The following is a 12,020-nucleotide window of genomic DNA, read 5'->3' as shown; positions in this document are numbered from 1 at the left end:
TTCCGACTCCGCTGGGGCAAAATGATTCCCCAATCGGATCCAGACAAGTCTCTACCTAAGTCAAAATGGACCAACGAACGCTGATCCCCGTAGCGCGCGATTATCTAGCAGGCCGCGTTACAACGCATCAGGGGTAACAAAGTATTTATTGGGAAAAACACCTGTTTTCAGCCGAAATGCGCTTAAAAAGATGTTTCAAGCGCTTTCAGGTCTGTAACAGGAAGGTGACCGGGCCATCATTGACCAGGTGCACCTGCATATCCGCGCCGAATCTACCTGATGCCACAGTGCCATGCACCTGTTTCGCTTTGCCCAATAGATAGTCGAAAAGCTCCTCGCCCAGGGCCGGAGGGGCGGCGGTCGAGAAACTCGGGCGCAACCCGCTCTTCGTATCGGCGGCCAGGGTGAACTGCGAGACCAGCAGCAACCCGCCGCCCACGTCCGCCAGGGACAGATTCATCTTGCCCTCGGCGTCGCTGAACACCCGATAGTTAAGCAGCTTATTGAGAAGTTTGTCGGCGCTGGCTCGCGTGTCGTCGGGCTCGACGGCGACCAGCACCAGCAAACCCTGATCGATTGCACCGACCACTTCCCCCGCTACCTCGACTCGCGCGCCTCGCACGCGTTGCAGCAAGCCCTTCATGCTTCGTCAGGGGTCAGATCGAGCAGGCGTCGTGCCATCTGATCAGCGGCACGCACCAAAGCGTCGGTGATGCCCGGTTCGGAAGCGGCGTGCCCGGCGTCGCGGATGACTTGCAGCTCACTGTTCGGCCAGGCCTGGTGCAGCTCCCAGGCGTTGTCCAACGGACAGATCACGTCATAACGGCCATGGACGATCACGCCGGGCAAGTGGGCAATCTTGCCCATGTCGCGAATCAGTTGATCCGGTTCAAGGAACGCGTTGTTGGTGAAGTAGTGGCATTCGATCCGGGCAATGGACAGCGCGCGCTGAGGCTCGGAGAAACGGTCGACCACCAGCGGGTTCGGCCGCAGGGTGGCGGTCCGGCCTTCCCAGAGTGACCAGGCCTTGGCCGCATGCATCTGGGCAATCTGATCATTGCCGGTCAGGCGCTTGTGGAAAGCACTGAGCAGGTCGTCGCGCTCGTCCAGCGGAATCGGCGCCAGGTAGTCCTGCCAGTAGTCCGGGAACAGACGGCTGGCACCGGCCTGATAGAACCACTCGATTTCCTGCGGACGGCAGAGAAAGATCCCGCGCAGGATCAGACCGTGCACCCGCTCTGGATGGGTTTGCGCGTAGGCCAGCGCCAGGGTCGAGCCCCAGGAGCCACCGAACAGCACCCATTTGTCGATACCCAGGTGTTTGCGGATGCGCTCGAGGTCGGCGACCAGATCCCAGGTGGTGTTGTTTTCCAGGCTCGCGTGGGGTGTGGAGCGACCGCAACCGCGTTGATCGAAAGTGACAATACGATACAGGTTCGGATCGAAATAGCGGCGGCTCTGGGCATCACACCCGGCCCCGGGGCCGCCGTGAATGAACACTACCGGCAAACCTTCCGGCGAACCGCTCTCGTCGACATACAGCGTGTGAGTCGCGTCGACGGCCAGATCGTGCCGGGCGTGGGGTTTGATCTGCGGGTACAAAGTCTGCATTGCGCGCTCCGTAAGGGGTCGAGGTCATCCCTGGGGGGACTTCTATTATTCTGCCGTTGGGCATCATAAACCCGATTTACGTCAATGAGCATGCCCTTGCAGGGTCAGAGTTTGTCCGCGAGATAACGGAGCAGCGTTTCGTACAACGCATCCACCTCTACAGCCTGCCCCCGCGCCCGTAAACAACCATGAACCAGGCCCTCGCCGTAATACAGCGTCGCGCTCACGCCGGCGCTGTTCAGTCGCTCGGCGTAAAGCATACCGTCATCGCGCAGCGGATCGAACTGCGCCACCGCAATCAATGCCGGCGGCAGGCCGCTGAAATTGCCGGCCAGTAGCGGCATCGCACAGGCACCCGGCTTCGCTGTGCCACCCAGGTACAACGCGTGGTAGCAATCGACATCGCTGCTGCTCAGCAACGGAGCATCGACGCATTCACTGCGAGACGCCAATTGCTGATCGCCACCCAGCCCCGGATAGATCAACACCTGCGCCGCCGGCAAGGGTTCACCCGCATCGCGCAATGCCAGGCACAGGGCGGCCGCGAGATTGCCGCCGGCGCTGTCGCCAGCCACCAGCGTGCGAGCGCGATCCAGTTGAAACGGCCCGGTGCGCAGTGCGCGCCAGACTTTCAGGCAATCGTCGAAGGCCGCGGGAAACGGATGCTCCGGCGCCAGACGGTAATCGACAGCGATCACCAACACGTTAAGCGTCGAGGCCAGTTCGGCACAGATGAAGTCGTGGGAATCCAGGTCCCCCACCACCCAGCCGCCGCCATGCAGGTAGACGATGCACGGCATGCCAGCAGCAGAAGGTGAAACCGGCGGCTGATACGAACGAACGGCAACCCCCGCCAATTCGAAATCGACCACGTACAACCCTGCCGGACGCGGCGGCGTGAATGCCCGACACATCTCGCTGTAGGCCTGACGCAATCCGCTCAGGCTGCTTTCGGTGCTGTTGAAACTCAGGGTTTTGTCGACGAACGCCGAAAGCTGTTCTGATAAAGGATAGGTCGTCATCAGTTTTTCAGGCTGGCCTGAACCGTGGCTACGCCGTCCTTGCCATCGAAACTGTTGACACCGGCCAGCCAGCGCTCAAGATCTTCCGGGTGCTCGCGCAGCCATTTTCTGGCGACGTCTTGGGGCGTCTGGCGCTCCAGGATCGGCACCATCAACTGGCTTTCCTGGGCGGCGGTGAAGGTCAGGTTTTCCAGCAGGCGATTGACGTTCGGGCAACGCTGGGCGTAATCGGGAGCGGTCACGGTCGAAACGGTCGCGGCGCCTTCGTTCGGGCCGTAGACGTCTTCGCTGCCGGTCAGGTAGGTGATGTTCATGTTGATGTTCATCGGGTGAGGAGTCCAGCCGACGAAGACCACGAACTCCTTGCGATTCACCGCACGCTGAACGGCGGCGAGCATACCGGCCTCACCGGATTCGATCAGCTTGAAGTCCTTGAGACCAAAGTGATTGGTTTCGATCATGGTCTTGATCGTGGTGTTGGCGCCGCTGCCCGGTTCGATGCCGTAGATTTTGCCACCAAGCTGATCCTTGAACCTGGCAATGTCGGCGAAGGTTTTCAGGCCCGCTGCGGCAACGTAGTCAGGAACGGCGAGCGTGGCCTGGGCATCGGCCAGGCTTGGTTTGTCCATGACCTTGACTTGATTGGCGGCCAGGAACGGCGCGATGTTTTTATCCATCGCCGGTTTCCAGTAACCGAGGAAGATGTCCAGGCGCTTGTCGCGAATCCCGGCGAAAATGATTTGCTGCACGGCGCTCGTCTGCTTGCTTTCGTAACCAAGACCATTGAGCAACACGTCGGCCATGCCGCTGGTGGCGATCACGTCCGTCCAGTTGACCACGCCCATGCGCACGGTTTTGCAGGAGGCGTCGTCCGCCGCCATGGCGCCGGCACTCAACAGCGCGGAACCGCAGAAGATTGAGAGACAGCGGGTAAACAGTCTTTTCATCAGGATGATCTCGTGCGGCAGCGGATTATTGTCGGGCCGGTGTCTTTGTGCACCGTGGTCGAAACATTACGCAGCAGACGAGCGCTAAAAGCGAACTGTGGCGACCGAGATTTGCACGGAGGCGACTGTCTCGATCAATCGTTCCCACGCTTTGCGTGGTAATACGGCCAGGGAGGGATTCCCACGCGGAGCGTGGGAACGATCAGTCACCGGTAGTGTTGCTCGCCCCATGCGAGCAAGCCTTGCAGCAGTTCCTTCAACACCACCCGCGTCGGCTCTGCCAGATCCGCTCGATAGCGGAACGGCTCGAATTCTTCCATGTACGTGCACTGGCCCAACTCCAATTGCACGGCATGGATGTTTTCGGCTGGATTACCGTAGTGTCGGGTGATGTGACCGCCCTTGAAGCGACCGTTAAGCACATGGCTGTAGTCGCCGTGGCGCGCGCAGATGGCTTCCAGCTGACCGGCCAACTGCGGGTCACAACTGGCGCCGTTGAAAGTGCCGAGGTTGAAGTCCGGCAACTTGCCGTCGAACAGGTGCGGGATGATCGAGCGGATCGAATGTGCATCGAACAGCAGCGCGTAACCGAACTCGGCTTTGAGGCGCGCCAGCTCGTTTTGCAAGGTGCTGTGATATGGCGTCCAGATCTGCTGCAGATACGTCGCACGCTCCTCTTTCGAAGGTTCCATACCCTCACGGAACAATGGAATGCCATCGAACAGCGTCGCCGGATACAGGCCGGTGGTAGCGCCGACGTATAAAGGTTTGTCGTCGGACGGCCGGTTGAGGTCGATGACGAAACGCGAATACTCGGCGGCCAGGGTGCTGGCACCCAGCTCGGCGGCGAAATCGTAAAGCTGCGGGATGTGCCAGTCGGTGTCCGGCAGGCTTTTCGCGTCGGGTATCAGCCCGGCTTCGACTGCAGGCGTCAGGCGAACACCGGCGTGGGGCATGCTGATCAGCAGCGGTACGCGGCCTTGTTTGAAGTTCAGAACCTTATCCACAACTGCTCTCCTACAGACTCGTTTCGACGCCGTGACGCACGACGCGTTTTTCCAGGTCGCCGCCCAGCCAGTAACACAGGTCGGCCGGACGATCGATTTGCCAGGCGACGAAATCCGCGACCTTGCCGGCCTCCAGTGAGCCGTGGGTGTCGGCCATGCCCAAGGCAGTGGCGGCATGAAGGGTCGCGCCGGCCAGGGCCTCTTCCGGGGTCATGCGGAAACAGGTACACGCCATGTTCAGCATCAGGCGTAGCGACAGTCCCGGCGATGTGCCCGGATTGAGGTCGCTGGCGATGGCGATTTTTACCCCGTGTTTGCGCAGGGCATCCATCGGCGGCAATTGGGTTTCGCGCAGAAAGTAAAAGGCTCCGGGCAGCAGCACGGCGACCGTGCCGGCCTCGGCCATGGCGATGGCGTCGTCTTCGGTCATGAATTCCAGGTGATCGGCGGACAATGCGTGGTAACGCGCGGCCAGACTCGAACCGTGCAACGACGACAATTGTTCGGCGTGGAGTTTCACTGGTAAACCCAATTCCCGGGCAGTGATGAAAACACGCTCGACCTGCTCCGGCGAGAACGCCAGGTATTCACAGAACGCGTCCACCGCGTCCACCAACCCTTCGGCGGCCAGGGCCGGGAGCATTTCTGCGCAGATGTGCTCGATGTAGTCGTCAGCACGATCCTTGTATTCCGGTGGCAAGGCGTGCGCCGCCAGGCAGGTGCTGCGCACGCTGACCGGCAGTTCGGCACCGAGACGACGGGCCACGCGCAACATCTTGCGTTCGTTGGCCAGGTCCAGGCCGTAGCCGGATTTGATTTCAATGCTGGTGACACCATCACGCATCAGGCTTTTCAGACGCTTGGCGGCACTGGCGAACAGTTCATCTTCGCTGGCAGCACGAGTGGCGCGCACGGTGCTGGCGATTCCACCCCCGGCTGCGGCGATTTCCGCGTAGCTGACGCCTTGCAGCCGCTGCTCGAATTCACCGCTGCGGTTGCCGCCGAACACTGTATGCGTGTGGCAGTCAATCAGGCCCGGCGTGACCCAGGCCCCTTTCAAATCGTTGACCGCCGGGTATTCGCCCGCCGGCAGTTCGGCGCGAGGGCCGATCCACTCGATGAGTGCACCGGACGTCACGATGGCGGCGTCCTCGATGATCGAGTAAACGCCCTGCGCCATGGTTGCGACGTGGCAGTGTTGCCAGAGGGTTTTCATCCCGAGTTCCTCGTCTTTGATCGTTCCCATGCTCCGCGTGGGAATGCCTCAAGGGACGCTCTGCGTCCAGTGACGCGGAGCGTCACGGGCTGCATTCCCACGCAGAGCGTGGGAACGATCGGTGGGTGGGGTTAGAGGCTAGGCAGCAATTTCGCCGACACCAGTTCGCTCAGGCAACGCGAAGCCAACAACTCGGTCGCCGCATTGATATCCGGTGCAAAGAACCGGTCCTTCTCATAAAACGGCACTTCCTTGCGCAGAATCGCCCGAGCCTGCTCCAGCTTCGGCGAGGTCTTCAGACCATTGCGCAGATCCAGACCCTGAACCGCTGCCAGCCATTCAACCGCGAGAATCCCGCGAGTGTTCTCGGCCATTTCCCACAGGCGCTTGCCGGCTGCCGGAGCCATGGACACGTGGTCTTCCTGGTTGGCGGAGGTCGGCAGGCTGTCCACCGAGTGCGGATGGGACAGCGCCTTGTTTTCGCTGGCCAGTGCCGCGGCCGTCACCTGGGCGATCATGAAACCGGAGTTCACACCACCGTTGGCCACCAGGAACGGCGGCAATTGCGACATGTGCTTGTCCATCATCAGCGAGATACGGCGCTCGCTCAGGGAGCCGATTTCCGCAATGGCCAAGGCCATGTTGTCCGCGGCCATCGCCACCGGCTCGGCGTGGAAGTTGCCACCGGAAATCACGTCGCCTTCAGCAGCGAATACCAGCGGGTTGTCCGACACAGCGTTGGCTTCGACGGCCAGCACTTCGGCCGCCTGACGGAATTGGGTCAGGCAGGCGCCCATGACTTGTGGCTGGCAACGCAGGGAGTACGGATCCTGAACCTTCTCGCAGTTTTCATGGGAATCGGAGACTTCGCTGCGCTCACCCAGCAGGTCGCGATACGCGGCGGCGGCGTCGATCTGGCCTTTCTGGCCACGGGCCGCGTGGATGCGTGCGTCGAACGGCGAGCGCGAGCCCAATACCGCCTCAACGGTCAGGCCGCCCAGCGCCAGGGCACCGGCGAACAGGTCTTCACCCTCGAACAGGCCACGCAAGGCAAACGCAGTGGACACTTGGGTGCCATTGAGCAGTGCCAAACCTTCTTTCGCCGCCAGGGTCAGCGGGGTCAAGCCGGCGACTTTCAGCGCTTCGGTGGCTTCCATCCACTCGCCCTTGTAGCGCGCCTTGCCTTCGCCCAGCAGCACCAGCGACATGTGGGCCAATGGCGCCAGGTCACCGGATGCACCGACCGAACCTTTCAATGGAATGTGCGGGTAAACCTCGGCATTGATCAGCGCGATCAGCGCGTCGATCACCACCCGGCGGATGCCGGAGAAACCACGGCTGAGGCTGTTGACCTTGAGCACCATGATCAGTCGGACCAGATCGTCGCTGATCGGCTGGCCAACACCCGCCGCATGGGACAACACCAGCGAGCGCTGGAGGTTTTCCAGGTCTTCGCTGGCGATTCGGGTCGAAGCCAGCAGGCCGAAACCGGTGTTGATGCCGTAGGCCGTGCGGTTTTCGGCGAGGATCTGCTCCACGCAGGCAACGCTGGCTTCGATCTGCCTTGATGCGCTGTTGTCGAGGGTCAGTTGCACCGGTTGCTGATAGACATCACGCAGTTGAGCGAGCGTCAGTTGGCCAGGGATCAAATTAAGCGCAGTCACATTCATTCTCCTTTTGAGAGTTTTTATTAACTAACCAGACGCTCCGGAGATGTCCGTTGTCCGTCGCTTCCCACCTTTTGGGGGGCTGGCGCCTTGGCACGCTGGCTTATGTTGAAATCAGTTGAGGTTCGGTAAAGCCTTGTGCAACAAATTCGGTTCTTTCAGTACAGCAGCAGCGGCGGCAATGTCCGGCGCCAGCCAACGATCCTGATCGTAGGCTGGCACACGTTCACGCAGCAGACGCCAGGCGGCATCGGTACCAGCGCCGAAGCGTTGTTCCTTGAGGAATTCGAATGCCTGGGCCGCCAACAGGTACTCGATGGCGAGGATCTGCGTGCAGTTTTCCAGCGCGCGATGCAGTTTCAGCGCGGCGTTGGTGCCCAGGCTCAGGTGATCTTCCTGCAGGCCCGAGGTCACGTAGTTGTCCAGCACCGCGGGTTGCGCCAGTTGGCGGTTTTCCGCACACAGCGAAGCGGCGACGTATTGCACGATCATCATTCCGGAGTTCACCCCCGGATTGGCCACCAGAAACGCCGGCAGACCACTGACGTGCGGGTTGATCAAACGATCCAGGCGACGCTCGGCGATGGAGCCGATTTCCGCCATGGCGATGGCCAGCAGATCCGCCGCCAGCGCCACGGACTGGCCGTGCGGGTTGGCTTGGGACATGACGCGGAAGTTGTCCGGCGTACCCAACAGCAGCGGGTTATCGGTGCAGCCGTTGAGTTCGATTTCAATCTGTTTGATCGCATGCTCGAGTTGATCGCGAGCGGCGCCATGCACTTGGGGAATCGAGCGGATGCTCAAGGCATCCTGGGTGCGAATGCCTTTGCTCTGGGCGATCACTTCACTGCCATCGAGCAGCGCGCGCAGGTTGATGCCGACCTGTTGCATACCCGGGTGCGGCTTGAGCGCGATGATCTCGGCATCGAATGCGGCGATCTGGCCACGCTGGGCTTCGAAGCTCATGGCACTGATTACGTCGGCCCACTGCAACAGACGCGTGGCGTCGGCAATTGCCAGGCTGCTGAGGCCGGTCATGCACGGGGTGCCGTTGACCAGGCACAGACCGTCCTTGGCACCGAGCTGGACCGGTTGCAGGCCTTCTTGCGCCAGCGCCTGCTGCGCCGGCACGATTTGCCCGCGATAGCTGACGTTGCCGACGCCCAGCAGCGCAATGCCGATGTGCGCCATGTGGGTCAGGTAGCCAACCGAGCCCTGAGAGGGCACTTGTGGGGTGATACCGCGATTGAGCAGCGCCAGCAGCGCTTCGACGACCCGGCGGTGAATGCCGGATTTTCCCTGGCTGTAATTGCGGATGGCAGCGCAGATGATTGCGCGCGTCTGCTCGTCGGCCAGCGGTGCGCCAACGCCACAGGCATGGCTGAGCAAGGTGTTGCGCGAGAGTTGGCTGAGTTGTTCGTCTTTGAGCGAGACGTTGCACAAGGCGCCCAGGCCGGTGTTCACGCCGTAGGCGCGCTCGCCGCTGGCGACGATGCGCTGGACGATCGCCTGGGCGTTTTCGATGCGGTCCCACACCTGCGCCGACAGCTCGAGCTGTGCGCCATGGCGGGCTACGGCAACCACATCCTGCCAACGCAACGGCGCGTCGGCGATAACGATTTTTTCAGCCTGGGACATCTTCAACCTCGTGCTTACAACCTGAATATTGATGCAACTTCACCGGCCTCATCGCTGGCAAGCCAGCTCCCACAGGGACGGGTCATATTGCCCCTATTGTGTTCACACACCAGAACACTGTGGGAGCTGGCTTGCCAGCGATGGGGCCGGTACAGACACCGCCAGTTTTTAGACCACCGCAGCCCGCCGCTGCACGAACCGGTCGACATATTCATCCGCCGGCGAATGCAGGATCTCTTTCGGCGTGCCGACCTGGATCAGGCGGCCGTCCTTGAGGATCGCGATGCGATTGCCGATGCGTACGGCCTCGTCGAGGTCGTGGGTGATGAAGACGATGGTCTTGTGCAGGGTCTTTTGCAGCTCCAGCAACTGGTCCTGCATCTCGGCGCGGATCAGCGGATCGAGAGCACTGAAGGCTTCGTCCATCAGGATGATGTCGGTGTCGGCCGCCAATGCACGGGCCAGGCCCACGCGCTGACGCATGCCACCCGAGAGCTGGTGCGGGTATTTGTTTTCGTAGCCCTTGAGGCCCACGGTGTTGATCCAGTGCAGCGCGCGTTCGTTGCACAGGGCTTTGCTTTCGCCACGGACTTTCAGGCCGTAGGCAACGTTGTCCAGCACGCTCTTGTGCGGCAACAGGCCGAAGCTCTGGAACACCATGCTGATCTTGCGCCGGCGAAATTCGCGCAGGGCTTCCATGTCGTATTGCAGGATGTCCACACCGTCCACCAGGATCGCACCGCTGGTCGGGTCGATCAGGCGATTGAAGTGGCGTACCAGCGTCGACTTGCCGGAGCCCGACAAGCCCATGATCACGAAAATCTCGCCGCTGCCGATGCTCAAGGACAGATCGTTGACCCCGACCACGCAGCCGGTTTCGGCCAGCACCTGTTCTTTGGTCTTGCCCTGGCCGACCATGGCCAGCGCGTCTTTGGAACGGTTGCCGAAAATCTTGAAGACGTTTTTGACTTCGATCTTGCTCACGGTTGCGTTGTTCATTTGCTCACCTCATGCCGTGCGCGACCGTACGCCTGTGTAATGCGGTCGATCACCACAGCCAGAATCACGATCGCCAGACCGGCTTCAAGGCCACGTCCGACGTTGAGGGTCTGAATCCCCACCAGCACGTCTTCACCCAAACCACGGGCACCGATCATCGAGGCGATCACCACCATCGACAGGGCCATCATGGTTGTCTGGTTGATACCCGCCATGATGCTCGGCAGGGCCAGCGGCAGTTGCACGCCGAACAGTTGCTGCCAGCGGTTGGCGCCGAAGGCATTGATCGCTTCCATCACTTCGCCGTCGACCTGGCGAATGCCCAGGTCAGTCAGGCGGATCAGCGGCGGCGCGGCGTAGATCACCGTGGCGAAAATCGCCGGGACCTTGCCCAGACCGAACAGCATCAATACCGGGATCAAGTACACGAAGCTCGGCATCGTCTGCATGATGTCCAGCAGCGGCATCAGTACCGAACGCAGGCGATTGCTGCGCGCCGACAGGATGCCCAGCGGAATGCCGATCAGCACCGATATGACCGTCGCCACCATCATCAGCGCCAGGGTCTGCATCAGTTTGTCCCAGAGGCCGACCGCGCCCACCAGGAACAGCAGGCCGACAATGACGGCAGTGGTCACGACTTTACGGGTCGCATGCCAGGCAACGCCCGCGACGATCGCCAGCATCAGCCACCATGGCGCGGCACGCAGCAGGCCTTCGAGATTGACGATGGCCCACAGCAGCGTATCGGAGATGCTGCGGAACACGTCGCCGTAGTTGGTCACCAGCGAATCGACCCAACCGTTGACCCAGTCGGCGATGGAAAAGGTAAAGCTTTCGGGAAACATAAGAGACTCTCAATCAAGGGGTTGCGATCAAGCGTCCGACTGCCGTTGCCGACAGCCGGAGAAACTCGACCTACAAGGCCGCGTCGATTTTCTTGGCAGCGTCTTCGCTCACCCATGCGTGCCAGACTTCAGGATGTTCCTTCAGGAAGATCTTCGCCAGTTTTGGCGACTCGATGCGTTCCTTGCTCATGCGCCCCAGGTTCTGGTTCAGCAGGTCGATCGGCAGGTTGACCTTTTCCAGCACGGCCACCAATTCCGGGGCTTCGTCGTGGAAGGTCTTGGACAGGCCGACCTTGATGGTCACGGTCTTGTCCACGCCTGGTTTTTCTTCCAGTTTGACTACGTCGACCTGGCCCATCAGCGGAGTTGGCGACCAGTAGTAGAACAGGATCGGCTCGCCACGCTTGTAGCTCGACAGCACGGCGGCATCCAGCGCCGGGCCAGTGCCCGGGCGGAAGTTGGTGTAGCTGCTTTCCAGGCCGTAGCTTTTCAGCATCTCACTGTTGTCGAGCTCACAGGTCCAGCCAGCCGGGCAGTTGTAGAAACGGCCCTTGGATGGCTCTTCGGCGTCCTTGAACACGGCGGAATATTTGCCCAGATCGGCAATGGTTTTCAGGTCCGGCGCCTTGGCTTCCAGCTTGCGCTTGGCGTCGCCTTCGATCACGTAGCGCGGCACGTACCAGCCTTCGACCGCACCGACCACCGGCGCGCCGACACCGACGACCTTGCCGGCCTTCTCGGCCTTGTTCCAGACCTCGCTACGGCCGACCCACTCTTCGGCGAACACCTGGATGTCGTTACTGCTCAGGGCGTTTTCCATGGTGATGGAGTTGCCCGGCAGGCTGTCGGTCTTGCAGTCGTAGCCTTTCTCCAGCACGACTTGCATCACGTCAGTGAGGAGCATGGCGCTTTCCCAGTTCAGGCCGGCGAATTTCACCGGTTTGCCCGACTCGCACCAACCCGCCGCCTGAGTGGCGCCAGCGCTGGCCAGCAGGCCCATGGAAAGCAATGCGGTCAGCAGGGTCTTGTTCGATTTCATTGTTGTGACGCTCCTAATCATGAATG

11 protein-coding genes are annotated in these 12,020 nt (G+C 61.1%); all 11 read right to left on the bottom strand.

Translation table 11 applies throughout. The features are described from left to right. Positions 1 to 205 precede the first annotated feature (205 nt). The 11 genes from dtd to ASD60_RS01140 all read right to left on the bottom strand — a co-directional run bounded on the left by dtd (position 206) and on the right by ASD60_RS01140 (position 11,994). Complete coding sequence (gene dtd, locus ASD60_RS01190; protein WP_056852236.1) at positions 206 to 643, bottom strand: D-aminoacyl-tRNA deacylase; 438 nt, start codon at positions 641 to 643, stop codon at positions 206 to 208. Further along, a complete protein-coding gene (gene pip / locus ASD60_RS01185; RefSeq protein ID WP_056852235.1) occupies positions 640 to 1,611 on the bottom strand; it encodes a prolyl aminopeptidase in 972 nt (323 codons plus the stop codon). Before pip ends, dtd begins: the two co-directional genes overlap by 4 nt. A 104-nt stretch (positions 1,612 to 1,715) precedes the next feature. Next, positions 1,716 to 2,633 carry an alpha/beta hydrolase gene (locus ASD60_RS01180; RefSeq protein ID WP_056852234.1) on the bottom strand — a complete coding sequence of 306 codons (918 nt, stop codon included), beginning with the start codon at positions 2,631 to 2,633 and terminating at the stop codon, positions 1,716 to 1,718. After that, positions 2,633 to 3,580: a choline ABC transporter substrate-binding protein gene (locus tag ASD60_RS01175; protein WP_056852233.1), complete on the bottom strand. Its 948-nt coding sequence runs from the start codon at positions 3,578 to 3,580 to the stop codon at positions 2,633 to 2,635. Before ASD60_RS01175 ends, ASD60_RS01180 begins: the two co-directional genes overlap by 1 nt. 206 nt (positions 3,581 to 3,786) lie before the next feature. Beyond that, the gene (gene hutG / locus ASD60_RS01170; protein WP_056852232.1) at positions 3,787 to 4,587 is read right to left on the bottom strand and encodes an N-formylglutamate deformylase; all 801 of its coding nucleotides are present in this window, start codon (positions 4,585 to 4,587) and stop codon (positions 3,787 to 3,789) included. A gap of 10 nt (positions 4,588 to 4,597) precedes the next feature. Further along, positions 4,598 to 5,803 (bottom strand): imidazolonepropionase, encoded by a 1,206-nt coding sequence (gene hutI, locus ASD60_RS01165; protein WP_056852231.1) that lies wholly within the window; start codon positions 5,801 to 5,803, stop codon positions 4,598 to 4,600. A 131-nt stretch (positions 5,804 to 5,934) separates the two neighbouring features. After that, positions 5,935 to 7,473, bottom strand: coding sequence for a histidine ammonia-lyase (hutH, locus tag ASD60_RS01160; RefSeq protein ID WP_130908582.1), 1,539 nt, complete (start codon positions 7,471 to 7,473; stop codon positions 5,935 to 5,937). A gap of 111 nt (positions 7,474 to 7,584) precedes the next feature. Further along, positions 7,585 to 9,108: a histidine ammonia-lyase gene (gene hutH / locus ASD60_RS01155; protein ID WP_056852230.1), complete on the bottom strand. Its 1,524-nt coding sequence runs from the start codon at positions 9,106 to 9,108 to the stop codon at positions 7,585 to 7,587. Positions 9,109 to 9,276: 168 nt separating this feature from the next. Further along, positions 9,277 to 10,107, bottom strand: coding sequence for a quaternary amine ABC transporter ATP-binding protein (locus ASD60_RS01150; RefSeq protein WP_056852229.1), 831 nt, complete (start codon positions 10,105 to 10,107; stop codon positions 9,277 to 9,279). Continuing rightward, positions 10,104 to 10,955 (bottom strand): ABC transporter permease, encoded by an 852-nt coding sequence (locus tag ASD60_RS01145; protein WP_008058061.1) that lies wholly within the window; start codon positions 10,953 to 10,955, stop codon positions 10,104 to 10,106. The genes ASD60_RS01150 and ASD60_RS01145 overlap by 4 nt, the downstream gene beginning before the upstream one ends. A 70-nt stretch (positions 10,956 to 11,025) precedes the next feature. Further along, a complete protein-coding gene (locus ASD60_RS01140) occupies positions 11,026 to 11,994 on the bottom strand; it encodes an ABC transporter substrate-binding protein (protein ID WP_056852228.1) in 969 nt (322 codons plus the stop codon). Positions 11,995 to 12,020 lie beyond the last annotated feature (26 nt).

Origin of the sequence: Pseudomonas sp. Root562 (assembly GCF_001427125.1) — a bacterium.
In the GTDB taxonomy this organism is placed as follows: Bacteria; Pseudomonadota; Gammaproteobacteria; order Pseudomonadales; family Pseudomonadaceae; genus Aquipseudomonas.
Note: the sequence above shows the minus strand (reverse complement) of the source record. Positions and strands in the feature narration are given on the sequence as shown.